General features: G+C 55.3%; 16 protein-coding genes and 1 riboswitch. Of the genes, 10 read left to right on the forward strand and 6 right to left on the reverse strand.

All coding sequences use genetic code 11. The features are described 5' to 3' along the window. Window positions 1–19: 19 nt before the first annotated feature. The 3 genes from MPQ_RS00910 to MPQ_RS00920 form a co-directional block, all read right to left on the reverse strand. Window positions 20–697: a DUF484 family protein gene (locus MPQ_RS00910; RefSeq protein ID WP_013440999.1), complete on the reverse strand. Its 678-nt coding sequence runs from the start codon at window positions 695–697 to the stop codon at window positions 20–22. 49 nt (window positions 698–746) lie between these two features. Next, complete coding sequence (dapF, locus tag MPQ_RS00915) at window positions 747–1577, reverse strand: diaminopimelate epimerase (protein ID WP_041361914.1); 831 nt, start codon at window positions 1575–1577, stop codon at window positions 747–749. A 72-nt stretch (window positions 1578–1649) separates the two neighbouring features. Continuing rightward, window positions 1650–2513, reverse strand: coding sequence for a lysophospholipid acyltransferase family protein (locus MPQ_RS00920; RefSeq protein ID WP_013441001.1), 864 nt, complete (start codon window positions 2511–2513; stop codon window positions 1650–1652). A gap of 108 nt (window positions 2514–2621) precedes the next feature. On the opposite strand from MPQ_RS00920, the gene metK reads away from it, so the two are divergent. The 5 genes from metK (at window position 2622) to metF (ending at window position 7957) form a co-directional block, all read left to right on the forward strand. Beyond that, entirely contained in the window at window positions 2622–3779 is a 1158-nt protein-coding gene (metK, locus tag MPQ_RS00925; RefSeq protein ID WP_013441002.1) for a methionine adenosyltransferase, read from the forward strand. 61 nt (window positions 3780–3840) lie between these two features. Then, window positions 3841–5088 carry an HD-GYP domain-containing protein gene (locus MPQ_RS00930; protein WP_013441003.1) on the forward strand — a complete coding sequence of 416 codons (1248 nt, stop codon included), beginning with the start codon at window positions 3841–3843 and terminating at the stop codon, window positions 5086–5088. Window positions 5089–5123: 35 nt separating this feature from the next. Next, a riboswitch (S-adenosyl-L-homocysteine riboswitch) is annotated at window positions 5124–5207 on the forward strand. A gap of 89 nt (window positions 5208–5296) precedes the next feature. After that, window positions 5297–6706 carry an adenosylhomocysteinase gene (gene ahcY / locus MPQ_RS00935; protein WP_013441004.1) on the forward strand — a complete coding sequence of 470 codons (1410 nt, stop codon included), beginning with the start codon at window positions 5297–5299 and terminating at the stop codon, window positions 6704–6706. Between the two features lie 47 nt (window positions 6707–6753). Beyond that, a complete protein-coding gene (locus MPQ_RS00940; protein WP_013441005.1) occupies window positions 6754–7095 on the forward strand; it encodes a phage holin family protein in 342 nt (113 codons plus the stop codon). Window positions 7096–7111: 16 nt separating this feature from the next. Further along, window positions 7112–7957 (forward strand): methylenetetrahydrofolate reductase [NAD(P)H], encoded by an 846-nt coding sequence (gene metF, locus MPQ_RS00945; RefSeq protein ID WP_013441006.1) that lies wholly within the window; start codon window positions 7112–7114, stop codon window positions 7955–7957. 33 nt (window positions 7958–7990) lie between these two features. On the opposite strand, the gene MPQ_RS00950 is transcribed toward metF, so the two are convergent. The 3 genes from MPQ_RS00950 to MPQ_RS00960 form a co-directional block, all read right to left on the reverse strand. Beyond that, on the reverse strand, window positions 7991–8449 hold the full coding sequence (locus MPQ_RS00950; RefSeq protein ID WP_013441007.1) for a DUF494 domain-containing protein: 459 nt from the start codon (window positions 8447–8449) through the stop codon (window positions 7991–7993). 111 nt (window positions 8450–8560) lie between these two features. After that, window positions 8561–9676 (reverse strand): DNA-processing protein DprA, encoded by a 1116-nt coding sequence (dprA, locus tag MPQ_RS00955; protein ID WP_013441008.1) that lies wholly within the window; start codon window positions 9674–9676, stop codon window positions 8561–8563. Window positions 9677–9682: 6 nt separating this feature from the next. Beyond that, entirely contained in the window at window positions 9683–10834 is a 1152-nt protein-coding gene (locus MPQ_RS00960; protein ID WP_041361917.1) for a LysM peptidoglycan-binding domain-containing protein, read from the reverse strand. 86 nt (window positions 10835–10920) lie between these two features. Between MPQ_RS00960 and def the strand changes: the two genes are divergently transcribed. From def to MPQ_RS00985, 5 genes are all read left to right on the forward strand, one after another. Next, window positions 10921–11421: a peptide deformylase gene (gene def / locus MPQ_RS00965; protein WP_013441010.1), complete on the forward strand. Its 501-nt coding sequence runs from the start codon at window positions 10921–10923 to the stop codon at window positions 11419–11421. Between the two features lies 1 nt (window position 11422). Further along, window positions 11423–12373 carry a methionyl-tRNA formyltransferase gene (gene fmt, locus MPQ_RS00970; protein WP_013441011.1) on the forward strand — a complete coding sequence of 317 codons (951 nt, stop codon included), beginning with the start codon at window positions 11423–11425 and terminating at the stop codon, window positions 12371–12373. Between the two features lie 67 nt (window positions 12374–12440). Next, a complete protein-coding gene (gene htpX, locus MPQ_RS00975) occupies window positions 12441–13283 on the forward strand; it encodes a zinc metalloprotease HtpX (protein WP_013441012.1) in 843 nt (280 codons plus the stop codon). A 73-nt stretch (window positions 13284–13356) separates the two neighbouring features. Further along, on the forward strand, window positions 13357–14640 hold the full coding sequence (gene rsmB / locus MPQ_RS00980) for a 16S rRNA (cytosine(967)-C(5))-methyltransferase RsmB (protein ID WP_013441013.1): 1284 nt from the start codon (window positions 13357–13359) through the stop codon (window positions 14638–14640). Continuing rightward, complete coding sequence (locus tag MPQ_RS00985; RefSeq protein ID WP_238525327.1) at window positions 14603–15208, forward strand: DUF4390 domain-containing protein; 606 nt, start codon at window positions 14603–14605, stop codon at window positions 15206–15208. The genes rsmB and MPQ_RS00985 overlap by 38 nt, the downstream gene beginning before the upstream one ends. Window position 15209: the final 1 nt, after the last annotated feature.

Consider the following 15209-nt stretch of genomic DNA (forward strand, 5'->3'; position numbering starts at 1 on the left):
CTGGCTTTAACTGTACAAGCTAGCTGAGCGTGACATGGCGTAACAGAGCGGCGCTGACCAGCTCGCCAATACGCTTCAGGAAGAGGGTGCCCATTTCCGGATAAAAGCGATTGGCATCGTCGGAGGCTAATGCCAGCAGGCCAAATGCATGCTCGCTACGCAGGGCAATGAGGGCATAAGACTGCGGTGTCGCATCAGTGCCAAACCATGTGGCAAGATCCAGCCCGGGCTGCTTGCCGCAATACGGCGTGAGCAGATTTTGGGTCCATTGGCTGAGCTCGGCATCTACTTGCTGATAGGCGTCATGTGCTGCGTGGGTGAGTTCCTGAGGCGTTGCCCACAGGCGAACCGCCACGTGCGGCACCTGAAAATCCTCACGCAGGCTGTGAATCAGCAGTTGCAGCAGAATATCAAACTCCTGCGCGGCGAGCAGGCCCAGGCTCAGGCGATGCACTTTCTCACTGATGGTGTCGTTTTCCTTGCCGTAGCTGAGAAGCTCCGACATGCGTGACTCAAGCACCCGGATCTTGTCGCGTTGGGCAAGTTGCTGCCGCTCGGCCAGGGATACGGTCCCGATGCCATGCGGGCTGGGCAGATACATATCGGCCAGCAACATGGGGTGGCGTTCAAAAAACTGCGGGTTTTTTTGCAGATATTCAGCGACCTGATCGTCTGAAACTTGCAGTGTGACTTCCATGTAAATTCCTTGTGCTTGATGGAGAGGGCAGATGATATCCGCCCCGGATTTATAGATGAATGGCGCCGGTAAATACGGTGGCAGCAGGCCCCGTCATCCAGACCGGGCTATCGCCACCTGTCCAGGCAATGTTCAATTCCCCGCCGCGGGTGCTGACCCGGACCGGGGATACAAGATGACCTAACCGTATACCGGATACGACAGCCGCGCAAGCCCCGGTCCCGCAGGCCAGGGTTTCACCGCTGCCACGCTCAAATACGCGCAAGCGGATGTGATGCGGGTCGACGATCTGCATGAAGCCTGCATTTACCCGCTTGGGGAAACGTGGGTGCGATTCAATTTGTGGGCCTTGTTCGGCAACGGGAGCCGTGTCGACATTATCGACAAGCTGAACGGCATGTGGATTCCCCATTGAGGCGATCGCCACTTCAACGGTTTCATGAGCCAGTTGCAGGGGATATAGCGATTGGATCGTTTCTGCTTCAAAGGGCAGATCGGCGGGCAGAAAGCTGGGCGGCCCCATGTTGACGGTCACTTCCCCATTGTCTTCCAGGCGAGGGTAAATCAAACCACGTGCGGTTTCGACGCAAATCTCGCGTTGCTGTGTCAGGCCCTGGTCATGCACGAATTTGACGAAACAGCGTGCACCATTGCCACATTGCTCGACTTCGCCGCCATCGGCATTGAATATCCGGTAGCGAAAGGCGGCTTCTGGCGTGGTGGCATGCTCAACAATCAATAGCTGGTCGCAGCCCACGCCAAAGTGGCGGTCGGAGATCGCGCGGATTTGATCCGGCGTCAGGGAGACGGGCTGGGAGTAAGCGTCAATGACGACAAAGTCGTTGCCGATGCCCTGCATCTTGGTAAATTCAAGTTTCATCATGGGTTGCCGTTGCTAAGTCTAAGCAGAGGAATACCCTGCATTATAAGTAGAGTCGCTGTTTGCCCCTAATTATGCAGTCGGTGTTGCGGTGGCCGGCTCTGCTTTACGGGACTGCGGTTGCTTGAAACGCCGATAGCTCCATAAATATTGTGCAGGATACTGCCGAACAAGTTGTTCAATTGCATCGTTAATATTTTGGGGTGATGCCTCGCCTTGCAAGGGCGTAATATGAATGGCGAATCCACGGCCCCATGACAAGCGCTCGCCAAAGGCCATGAGTACCACGGCGCCCGTGGCCTCTTGCAGCTTGCTGACGAGCGTCATGGTGTAGGCCGGATGATTGAAAAACTGTGCCCAGACGCCTTCACCATGCTCGGGCACCTGGTCGGGAAGTATGCCCACGGCTTCGCCTTTTTTAAGGGCTTTCAGCAGGCTGCGAACCCCGCTCAGGGTGGTGGGCGCCAACTTCATCTGGTCATGCAGGCGACCTTGCTCCAGAACGCCAGACAGCCAGGACTTGCGGGCTGGGCGAAACAGGATGGTAATGGGATGCAAGGTGGCGTAAAAGCGGGCGGTGATCTCATAACAGCCCAGATGCGGCGTGAGAAAAATGATGCCTTTGCCGCTGGCAAGCGCCTGGTCGACGTGTTCCCAGCCGTGCCGGCGTTTGACCCAGCGCAGCATGGCGGGCCGTGAACGACCCCAGAGTGAGAGGGTCTCAAGGATGGACTTACCGGTCTCGGCCACATTGCGGCGTAACAGGCGACGAAAATGATAAGTGGTGTTGGTTAACCCGACCATGTTGAGATTTTTGCGGGTGCGACGAGAGAATTTCTTGTCCGTCCAGAAGGTGATCCAGCCTGCCACAACACCGACAAGATGCAGCAGTGGCAAGGGCCATGCAGCGAGGAAACGGAGTAGTACGTTGAGCATGTATTTCTTTTTGAACCAAGGGGATTTTGCTATTCTAGCAATCTTTTGCCGTCCGGCCCGTGACGACTTTAATCTTTAAAAATATCCACTACATAAAACTGAGAAGCGATGAGCGAATATCTTTTTACCTCCGAATCCGTATCTGAAGGTCACCCAGACAAGGTGGCTGACCAGATTTCAGACAGCATTCTGGATGCTATTCTCGAGCAAGACCCTACGGCACGTGTCGCGGCAGAAACGCTCACCAACACTGGCCTGGTGGTATTGGCCGGTGAAATCACCACGTCTGCCAATGTGGATTACATCAAGGTGGCGCGTGAAACCATCAAGCGCATAGGTTACGACAATACTGACTACGGCATCGACTATAAAGGTTGTGCCGTGCTGGTGGCTTACGACAAGCAGTCTCCTGATATTGCCCAAGGTGTCGACAATGCCAATGATGATCCGCTGGATCAGGGTGCTGGCGACCAGGGGCTGATGTTCGGCTATGCCTGCGACGAAACCCCGCAATTGATGCCTTTGCCTATCTGGCTGTCTCACCGTCTCATGGAGCGCCAGTCGCAACTGCGCAAGGATGGCCGCCTGCCTTGGTTGCGTCCTGATGCCAAGAGCCAGGTCACGGTGCAATATGTGGATGGCAAGCCGCACAAGATTGATACCGTGCTGATCTCGACGCAGCACGCGCCAGAAAAGTCGCTGGACGAAATTCGTGAAGCCGTGATTGAAGAAATCATCAAGCCGACCTTGCCTGCGGAACTGATCAAAGGCGAAATCAAGTTTCTGGTAAATCCGACCGGCCGCTTTGTGATTGGCGGACCTCAGGGCGATTGCGGTCTGACTGGGCGCAAGATCATCGTGGATACCTATGGTGGCGCTGCGCCGCATGGTGGCGGTGCTTTCTCCGGCAAGGATCCTTCCAAGGTAGACCGTTCAGCAGCCTATGCCGGGCGCTATGTGGCCAAGAATATCGTAGCGGCGGGGCTTGCCTCGCGTTGCCTGGTGCAGGTTTCGTACGCAATTGGCGTGGCACGTCCGACCAGTGTCATGGTGGAAACCTACGGCACAGGCAAGGTGCCGAATGAAGTGCTGACACAACTGGTGCTGGATCATTTCGATCTGCGTCCCAAGGGCATAGTGAAGATGCTGGATCTGTTGCGGCCGATTTATGCCAAAACGGCTGCCTATGGTCATTTTGGTCGCGATGAACCAGAGTTCAGCTGGGAATCGGTAGACAAGGCTGCTGCCTTGCGAGCTGCTGTGTAATGTCCTTAACCATATAAGAATAAACCGCGCTCAACATCTAGCCATCTAGTCGAAAGCCATTATGTTAAAGCGTATTGCTGTTACCCAGGTGCGCCTGGGTATGTACATCCAGGAGCTGGGAGGCTCCTGGATAGACCATCCATTCTGGCGCAAGTCTTTCAAACTGGAAGACCCCGCCATGCTGAAGGCCTTGCAGACAAGTCCGATCAAGGACCTTGTGATTGATGTTAGCAAGGGCCTGGATGTATTGAATGAGTCGGGAAATGCCGAGGCCCATGAGGCCCATGAAGCAGCGCCGCTTGCGCCATCAGCAGAAGCTGAAAGCCCATCCCCCGGGGCAGACGCTTCGCCTGCGCCTGCGATCAAACGCATCAGCGCGGAGCAGGAAAGGGCGAGGGCGAAAAAGCTCCTGAAGGCCTCCAAGCAGGCCATTACCTCTATGTTTAATGAAGTGCGCATGGGGCAAGCCGTTAATGCGGCCGATGCCATGCCGCTGGTCGAGGAGATCACCGCGTCTGTCTCGCGAAATGAAGGAGCGCTCATCAGTCTGGTGCGGCTCAAGCATAAGGATGATTACACCTACATGCACTCGGTGGCCGTCTGTGCATTGATGGTGGCCTTGTCCAGGCAACTTGGCATGGATGACAAGCAAACCAAGCAGGCGGGCCTTGCTGGCTTGCTGCACGATATTGGCAAGTCTGCCATCCCGCTGGACATACTCAACAAGCCAGGCAAACTGACCGATGAAGAGTTTGATATTGTGCGCGGTCATCCCAAGGCGGGCCATGAGATTCTGCTGGCCTCTAATGGGGTAGATGAGGTCGCGCTGGATGTCTGCCTGCATCATCATGAAAAAGTCGATGGCACGGGATATCCCCACAAACTGCCAAACGATGAAATCAGCATCTTTGCCAAAATGGGTGCCGTATGTGATGTTTACGATGCCGTCACTTCCAATCGCCCCTATAAAGAGGGTTGGGAGCCTGGTGTGTCGCTGCAACGCATGGCGCAGTGGAGCAAAACGCATTTTGATGACCGGGTATTCAAGGCCTTTGTGAAAAGTGTGGGCATTTACCCCATCGGCTCCATGGTGATGCTGCAATCCGGGCGCCTGGGCGTGGTGGTGGATCAGAATCCGGTCTCACTGCTCAAGCCACTGGTGAAGGTGTTTTTTTCCACCAAATCCCGCACACGCATTCCTGTAGAAGTATTGGACTTGTCCAAACCAGCGGTGCAAGACAAAATCATGGGGCACGAAGACCCGATACTGTGGGGCATCGAGGATATCCACGAGCTATGGAGCCAGTAACTTGTTAACTACTGAATACCGCGTATAATCGCGAGAATTCCGAGGAGCGCTGCAAGTCCGCTTCGCCAGGCGAAGCCCTCCCAGGCTCGGAAAAATGCAGTAAACGGCGCTCACCTTACCAACCCGTGCCGGACACGGGATGAGGGTGAGCAGCGTCAACAGACCTCCCAACCCCCTTCCCTCCGGCCACAATTCAAAGGAATAGAAAATGAATTCTGTGGCTGATATCAAAGATTATGTAATTGCCGATATGAACCTTGCCGCCTGGGGCCGCAAGGAAATTGCCATCGCCGAGACCGAAATGCCTGGTCTGATGGCAATCCGCGAAGAGTACGCGTTAACCAAGCCTTTGCGCGGCGCCCGTATTACCGGCTCCCTGCACATGACCATCCAGACCGCCGTGCTGATCGAGACTCTGAAGGATCTGGGTGCTGAGGTACGCTGGGCTTCCTGCAATATTTACTCTACGCAGGATCATGCTGCGGCAGCCATTGCCGCGACAGGCACCCCTGTGTTTGCGGTCAAAGGCGAAACACTGGATGAATACTGGGATTACACCCATCGCATTTTTGAATGGACTGATGGTGGCTATTCCAACATGATTCTGGATGATGGTGGCGATGCCACTTTGCTGCTGCATCTTGGGACCAAGGCAGAAACCGATCCTTCTGTATTGAGCAGTCCGGGCAGTGAAGAAGAAATCTGCCTGTTCAATGCCATCAAGGCTAAGCTGGCCGTTGACCCTACCTGGTATTCCACCCGCCTCAAACACATCAAGGGCGTGACCGAAGAAACCACCACAGGTGTGCATCGTCTGTATCAAATGCACAAGGAAGGCCGTCTGGCATTCCCTGCCATTAACGTGAACGACTCTGTCACCAAGTCAAAATTCGACAATCTTTATGGTTGCCGTGAATCGCTGGTGGATGGCATTAAGCGCGCTACCGATGTCATGATCGCTGGCAAAATTGCGGTGGTTGCCGGGTATGGTGATGTGGGCAAAGGCTCTGCGCAGGCACTGCGCGCTCTTTCAGCCCAGGTATGGGTAACCGAAATCGACCCTATCTGCGCCTTGCAAGCGGCGATGGAAGGTTATCGTGTGGTCACCATGGATTATGCTGCCGAGCATGGCGATATCTTTGTGACGGCGACTGGTAACTACCATGTGATCACCCATGACCACATGCAAAAGATGAAGGATCAGGCCATCGTCTGCAATATCGGTCACTTTGATAACGAGATTGACGTCGCCTCGCTGGAAAAATATCAGTGGGATGAAATCAAGCCGCAAGTGGATCACGTGATTTTCCCGGACGGCAAGAAAATCATCCTGCTGGCCAAGGGTCGCCTGGTGAATCTGGGCTGTGGTACTGGCCATCCGAGCTATGTCATGAGCTCGTCATTTGCCAACCAGACCATTGCCCAGATTGAGCTGTTCACCCGTACCGAGCAATACCCGGTCGGTGTGTATACCTTGCCCAAGCATCTGGACGAGAAGGTGGCCGTATTGCAGTTGAAGAAGCTGAATGCCCAGCTGACCCGCCTTACCGATCAGCAAGCAGCTTATATCGGAGTATCGGTGGAAGGCCCATACAAGCCTGAGCACTACCGCTACTAAAAAACGCAAGGCCCGCGTTTCGCGGGCCTGTTTAAAGGAAATATGCCATGAAATTATTGCTGGTCTGGATACTGAACGCGCTGGCTTTGCTGGCGGTTACTTACCTGATGCCATCCATTCATGTGTCTGGCTTTGTCGCGGCCCTTATCGCGGCGGCGGTCATCGGGCTGGTCAATATGCTGATACGGCCGATACTGGTATTGCTGACCTTGCCGGTCACCATCGTGACGCTGGGCCTGTTCATTCTCGTGATTAACGGTCTGTTGTTCTTGCTGGTGGGGCATGTATTGCAAGGCTTTGAGGTGCATGGCCTGTGGGCAGGCATTGTCGGGGCATTCCTCTACAGCGTGATTTCATGGTTATTAAGCGCAATTGTGCTGCGCGATTGAGAAAGCGCAGACTGTGATGGATAAGCAAGAACTCATGATCAGTGTTGAATTTTTCCCTCCAAAAACTGAGGAGGGCATGGCCAAGCTGCGCGAAGCGCGTACACAACTGGCCAGGCTCAATCCCAAGTTTTTTTCGGTGACCTTTGGTGCCGGGGGCTCTACTCGCGACCGCACCCTGGATACGGTGCTGGATATTCAGGCGGCCGGATTTGAGGCGGCGCCGCATATCTCGTGCATCTCGTCCAGCAAGCAGGAAATCCGGGATCTGCTGCAGCTCTACCAGCAGCACGACATCAAGCGGTTGGTGGCATTGCGTGGGGATATCCCTTCTGGCGAAGTCAGTGCTGGCGATTTTCGCTATGCCAATGAGCTGGTGGAGTTTATTCGCCAGGAAACGGGCGATCACTTCCATATCGAGGTGGCCGCCTACCCTGAATTTCATCCGGAAGCGGCATCGCCTGCTGCGGATCTCGCCAACTTCAAGCGCAAGGTGGATGCCGGCGCCAATTCCGCTATTACCCAGTATTTTTACAATCCGGACGCGTATTTCTATTTCCGGGATGAGTGTACACGCCTGGGTATGGATATGCCGATTGTGCCGGGCATCATGCCTATCTATAACATTACCCAGCTGGCGCGTTTTTCCAGTGTGTGTGGCGCAGAAATTCCGCGCTGGCTACGCTTGCGCTTGCAGGGTTACGGCGATGACCTCGCGTCCCTGAGGGCGCTGGGGCTGGATGTGGTAACGGGAGTGTGCGAGAAACTGCTGGCCGGAGGAGCCCCCGGCCTGCATTTTTATACATTGAATCAAAGCGGAATTATCACCACTCTGGCCGAGCGCCTGGGCCTGAAAGCGGTCTGACACTCAGCCTGTGCAAAACCCACCTTGCGTTGTTCAGTGCAGCGTAGGGTGGGCATCGCCGAAGACGGCGTCTTCCACAAACAGGTAATCCTTGGTTTTACCCTGTTTCCACAAGGCCATCAGCACGATCCAGCGAGTTTCATCCAGGCCGATGACCGGCTGTGGCAAGGCTAGCGCACGGTCAACGATCAGTTCGCGCTCGGTGGCAGTCAGCACTTTTGCCTGTTCAAGGAACATGATGAAGCTCAGGCTTTCACTACTGATCTTGGTGGTTTCAGGTTCGCTGAAAATACGGAAACCCGAGGTGTTGAGTTCGGTGCCAGCCAGTTCCTTGGCGGTCATGGCCTCAAGTGCACTGAACCAGTCAAAGGCGTGATTAATGTCATCACTATCGAAACCTGCGGCGAATAATTCTTTGGCGAGAGTAGATTGGTCGGGACGGATATCTGCTTCAAAGTAATTCTCAAACATATATACCAGCACTTCGAACATATATATTCCCCTATGTGGATTCTTCTAAGAATTAAGCCTGACATCTTTATCTTTTAACGCCAGAATCAGGCCAAGCTTTAATTCTTAGAAGCAATCCCGCAAGCGCTGCAATCAGCTCATGCGCTGGTAGCGACCACCGGGAAGTGCCGCCACTTTATTTTCCAGCTCCAGTACCAACAGCATGGCCGAAAGGCTATCACTCGTCAAGCCACTTGATTGCTGTAATGCATCGATACTGATGGGGTCATAACCCATGCATGTGAGCAGTTGCGTATGAGGCGTTTCCTCAGGATCGTGTCCCGCAAAAGCATCTTCCTGAGAGGCTTGCTGCTGTTGGGAATGCAACGGTGCCATCTCCTGCACGATATCCTGTATGCAATCGACCAGTTTTGCCCCTTGTTTGATCAACTCGTGGCAACCTTTTGAAACAGGAGAATGGATAGAGCCAGGAATGGCAAACACCTCGCGTCCTTGTTCTGCTGCCAGCCTTGCTGTGATGAGCGAGCCGCTTTTGGCGTTGGCTTCTACCACCAGGCAGCCCTGGCTTAATCCGCTGATAAGGCGATTGCGCCGCGGGAAATTCTGCGGACGGGAGGGCGTGCCCAATGCAAACTCGGAAATGATCAGGCCTTGCTCCACTATCTGATGGGCCAGTGCGCGGTGTTTGGACGGATAAACAATATCAAGACCAGTGCCGACCACGGCGATCGTGATGCCTTGGGCTCGCAGGGCGCCTTGATGGGCGGCGCCATCAATCCCAAGCGCCAGGCCACTGATGACGCAATAGCCTTGCTCACACAGAGCCTGTGCAAAATCCGCCGCATTTTTTTCACCTTGGGGCGTTGCATTACGACTACCGACAATCGCCATTCCAGGCAAATCAAACGCTGCCAATTGGCCTTTAGCGTAAAGCAAGGGTGGTGGGTCGGCAATTTCCAGCAGGGCGGGTGGGTAGCGGCTATCTGCCAATGTCAGCAGATGATTGTTTTCCTGCATGAGCCAATTGGCAGCTAAGTCGGTCGCTGCCAGATCAGGGCCAGCGGTAATGGCTTCAGCAACAGGTTCGGGGACAACTTGCCGCAGGGCATCATGAGGTGCCGCAAAAATCTGTTCCGGACTGCCGAATGCTTTGAGTAGCTGGCAGAGCCGCTGACCGCCCAGGCCTGGAACCAGGCTCAGGGCTATCCAGAGGCGAGCTTCCTCTAAATCTGACGCACTAAGTGACATTCAGCTTCAGGGTGTATTGACGGTATCCAGCAGATTGACGGGCTCTGCTGCCTGCATGATCAAGCCGTAGGACACGCGATCAAACGTGCGGAATACCATCAGCAAGCCAATGCGCTCATCCGGTAGTTTGACCAGCGATTTGTCATTGGCGGGGTCTTTCTTCGGATCATATTTTTCGTCGGTTTTTGCCTGTGGCTTCTTGTTCTTCTCTTCGTTAGGGTCCACATCCTTGAAGCGGAACTCAGGCAGCTTGAATTTTTCTTCGGCCTTCTTTTCGGTGGGTTTACGGCTGACATAGGTGCCGGCGCGATTGATGCTCAATACATGGCCCTCTTCCAGGCCATCCAGCTTGCCCTTGTTGATCGAGATAATGGTGTTGGCACCTGCTTCAGCCACGCCGCCATAAATCGCCATGATGCGGCCTTTGATATCGCTTTCCGGTGCATGCGGGATATAGTTGAATTGCAGCTTGTCCTCAACCTTTACCAGCCGGTCATCGCTGAAAATCTCTTCTTTGGCACGGGTAATTTCACCGGTGGCAGGGTCGCCGAACTTGAGCACCTTGAGATCACCCAGGTACAGGGCTTCCAGCCCCAGTGGTTCTTTGGTTTCGGGGTCGACCATGATTTTACCGGGGCGGTAGATATGCCAGACATTGCCTTGGTCTTCCGGCAACTTGTCGATGTAGACCTTGTTGCCTGGGGCATAGGCCACGCGGTTTTGCGGGCCGGCGATAATGGTGGGAGAGTCTTTCAGCGAGTCAGCCTCGACGATGAGCGGGCGGCTGAGGAAAGGCGCAATGGTGCTGGGCGAGATGCTGGGAACAGCTTCTCTATCCAGCGGCTCTTCACGTATTCCGGGTTGCAGGGTGACGGTTTCGCGCAGTAGGCGCAGCTGAGGTTCGCCACTGCTGGTATCCAGCACAACCACGTCGCCGGGATAGATCAGATGCGGATTCTTGATTTCCGCGCGGTTCATGTTCCACACCCTGGGCCACTTCCAGGGATCTTTGAGGAATTTGCCGGAAATAGCCCACAGCGTATCGCCTTTCACCACAACGTAGCGTTCGGGTCGGTCAGGCTGCAGCTGCACATCATCCGCCGCGGCAGGTAAAGCCAGACAAGCCAATACGAGCGGCGTTATAATGTATCTCAACATATTCAAGACCTCGGCAATGATGCGGCATGAAATATCCGCGAACTTGCATTAAATTCTGCATGTAATTCATTCAACAATCAAGATTTATGGCAATTTTAGACATATTAAACTACCCCGATCCACGGCTTTATACGGTTGCCAAGCCGGTAAAGGAAGTGAACGCCAACATCCGTCGTCTGATCGATGACATGGCAGAGACCATGTACGCTGCTCCGGGCATAGGCTTGGCCGCTACACAGGTGGATGTGCATCAGCAGATTATTGTCATGGATCTGTCCGAAGCCAAGAACGAGCTGCGCGTGTTCATCAATCCCAAAATAACCGCGAAATGTGGCGCCCAGGATTACGAGGAAGGTTGCCTGTCGGTGCCGGGCATTTATGAAAATGTGACGCGCGCCGCCGAGGTCACCGTGGAGGCACTGGATCGCAATGGCGAGCCCTTTGTGCTTGAAGCACAAGGTCTGCTGGCTGTTTGCATCCAGCATGAAATGGACCATTTGCTGGGCAAGGTATTTGTTGATTACCTGTCGCCACTCAAGCAAAACCGCATCAAGACCAAACTCAAGAAACGTCAGCGGGATCGCTAACATGCCCGCACTCAAGATTATTTTCGCTGGCACGCCAGACTTTGCCGTGCCAGCACTGGCCGCCCTTGTGGCATCGCAGCATGAGGTTGTGATGGTGTTGACCCAGCCGGATCGCCCGGCGGGGCGGGGCATGAAACTCAAAGCCAGTCCGGTCAAGGAGCTGGCCTTGCAGCACCAGATCCCGGTGTTGCAGCCCGAGACCCTGAAGGATGCCGACATACAGGCGCAGATTGCTGCGGTGAAAGCCGATGTCATGATCGTGGCGGCCTATGGCCTGATCATTCCGACCTCCGTGCTGAACATGCCTGCACTCGGTTGCTACAACATCCATGCCTCACTACTACCTCGCTGGCGCGGGGCTGCGCCCATACAGCGCGCGTTGCTGGCCGGGGATGCCGAAACGGGTGTGACGATTATGGAGGTGGTGCCCGCGCTGGATGCCGGCGCCATGGTTGAGAAAGGTGTGCTGCCTATCACTGGGCGCGATACCGCACAATCGCTGCATGATGGCTTGTCTGCCATGGGCGCTCAACTGATGGTGAAGGCCATGGACACCTTGGCAACGCAGCGCAGTCTGCCTGCCGAGCCGCAAGACGAAGCCTTGGTGACGTATGCCGCCAAGCTGCAAAAGGCCGAAGCCGGCATAGACTGGACGCAGAGCGCCGAGGCGATTTCACGCCAGGTGCGCGCGTTCAACCCTTTCCCTGTCGCGCAGGCCAAGCTCAATGAGGACATCTGCCGTATCTGGATGGCGACGGCAGTGGACGGTAACGCAGAGCCCGGCGTGGTGGTTTCGGTGGGCGATGCCATTGTGGTGGGCTGCGGTCAGGGTCTGCTGCGCATTGAAGAATTGCAGATGCCCGGTGGCAAGCGCCTGCAGGCGGCGCAGTTTATGGCAGGCCATGCACTCAAGCCGGGTGACCGCTTTTATTCGGTATTGCCACAGGCTTGAATTTTTGCCGATCAGCCGCATCTAAGGGGCATCCTTCCCTTATTAATGAAAGACTTGAGGAATACACATGTTAGGTAACTGGTTGAAAACCTCCATTCTGATGGCGGGCATTGTGGTGCTGTTTGGTACCGTGGGCGCTGCGCTGGGTGGTGCCGGTGGCATGATGATCGCGTTGTTGCTCGCCGCGGCCATGAATGTTTACGCTTACTGGTTTTCCGACAAGGCCGTACTCAAGATGTACAACGCCCGCGAGGTGGATGCCGCCTCCGCTCCGCAGTTCTACAACATGGTGAAAGAGCTGGCGCAGAATGCCCAGTTGCCTATGCCCAAGGTCTACATCATTGACGAAGACCAGCCTAACGCATTTGCCACCGGGCGCGACCCGGAGCATGCAGCGGTCGCCGCGACCACGGGCATCATGCGTATCCTGAGCGAGCGCGAATTGCGTGGCGTGATGGCGCATGAGCTGGCACACGTCAAACACCGCGACACACTGATTTCCACCATCTCGGCCACGATTGCCGGGGCTATCTCCTCGATTGCCCAGTTCGGCATGCTGTTTGCCGGTGGCCATGATCGCGAACGCAGTGTGCATCCTGCCGTGGCGATCCTGATCATGATTCTGGCACCGATTGCTGCCATGCTGATCCAGATGGCGATTTCACGTGCACGCGAGTTTGAAGCGGACCGTGGCGGCGCAGAAATCAGCGGTGACCCTACCGCGCTGGCGGCCGCTCTGAAAAAAATCCACGATTACGCCCATCAGATTCCGCTGGAAACGGCGGAGCAGCATCCTGAAACTGCCCAGATGATGATCATCAATCCATTGTCAGGCGAAGGGATCAAAGGCTTGTTCAGTACACACCCGCAAACGCAGGAGCGGATTGCGCGCCTGATGGCCATGGCCTGATCCTCCGTCACAAGCGGCCGCAGACCTTAAATCTCTGCGGCTTTGTTTTTTTAGAATCCCCCGAAAGGCCGTTTTGCAAATAGCTCAACAACTCGCCGCCGAAGCCGTGCATCAGGTGCTGACGGGCCGTAATCTTGGCGTCACTCTGGATGCCATGTTCAGCCGGCAACGCAGTCTGACCCCGCAACAGCGTGGCATGACGCAGGACCTCAGCTACGGCTGCCTGCGCCAGTATGGGCAACTGCAAGCGCTGCTGAATCAGCTTTTGCAAAAACCACTGCAGGATGAGCGCTTGCGCTGCCTGCTGCTGGTGGCGATCTATCAGTTGCAGCAGGCACGTGCCGCCAGCCACACCATTGTGGATCAGGCCGTGCAGGCTTCGGCGCAATTCAAGAAACCATGGGTCAAAGGCCTGACCAATGCCGTTTTGCGCAATTTTCTGCGCCAGCAGGATGCGCTGGTAAAAAACATTGACCCCACTGACGATGTCGCTCGTTACTCCTATCCCCAGTGGTGGGTGAACAAGCTGCGGCATCAATATCCGCAAGACTGGGAGGCCATGCTGCTGGCAGGCAATCAGCATCCGCCCATGACCTTGCGTGTAAATCGCCGCCACCTCAGTGTCGAAGCCTACAGCCAGCAACTGGCAGATGCCGGGATAGCCGCGAGTCTTCTGGGTGGCAGCGCGGTGACCTTGACCCAGCCTATCCCCGTCGAGCGTATCCCCGGTTTTCTTGAGGGCGATGTCTCGGTGCAGGATGCAGGTGCGCAATGGGCGGCCCCCCTGCTTGATCTCGCCCCCGGCATGCGTGTGCTGGATGCCTGCTGCGCGCCAGGTGGCAAGACCGGCCATATTCTTGAGCTGGCTGATGTGGACTTGGTGGCCATGGATAGTGACGCTGGCCGATTGCGCCGTACGGAAGAAAACCTGCAACGCTTGAAATTGAAAGCCCAACTGGTAACGGGCGATGCGGCGGATGCTTCCGGATGGTGGGATAGCCGGCCGTTTGATCGCATTCTGGCCGATGTGCCATGTACCGCGTCTGGCATAGTCCGGCGGCATGTGGATATCAAATGGCTGCGCCGCGAGGCGGATGTGGCGTCCTTCGTTCGCCAGCAGGCACTCATTCTGCCGCAACTGTGGCAGTGCCTGGCAAAGGGTGGTAAATTGCTTTACGCAACGTGCTCGGTTTTTCATGAGGAAAACCAACAGCAGATTGACCGGTTTCTGCAACAGCACGCCGATGCGAAGCAGTTGCCGCTGAGTCAGGATGCTTCGCCTCATGCTCGGCATGGACAACTTTATCCTTGTGCAGCACATGACGGCTTCTTTTATGCACTTCTACAAAAAAACTGATTTTCGTCGTTTATTTGCCACGCTGTTGACCGGCAGTTTTGTTCTTTTCATGCTGACGATGGCATACGCTGCCGTTAGCAATCTCCATATCCGCAATGCCGAACTGGTGCCAACCGAAGATAGCTATCTGCTGAATGCCGATTTTGACGTCACGCTGAGCCCCACGGTAGAAGAAGCCCTGAACAAAGGCATTCCGCTGACCTTCCTGATTGAATTCCAGCTGACCTCGCCACGCCGCTACTGGTTTGACGATGAAATTGCCACGGTCAGTACCTATGTCACCCTGAGCTACCATGCCTTGTCACGGCAATATCTGGTCAATCTGAATAATCACCACCAGCGCTCATTTGCGTCCTTGCAGGATGCCAAGCAGGAGCTTTCACGGCTGGAGCAGTGGCCAGTATTTGAGAAAGCCCTGCTGAAAAAAGGCGAAGCCTACAAGGCCGCCTTGCGCGTGCGTCTGGATCAAACCAAGCTGCCCAAGGCCTTGCAGGTCGATGTGATTGGCGGCTCCGAGGACTGGAATATGGTCTCCCAACGGTATCGTTGGGTACCCACGCTGTTTTAGC

It is taken from the genome of Methylovorus sp. MP688, from assembly GCF_000183115.1.
Lineage (GTDB): Bacteria > Pseudomonadota > Gammaproteobacteria > Burkholderiales > Methylophilaceae > Methylovorus > Methylovorus glucosotrophus.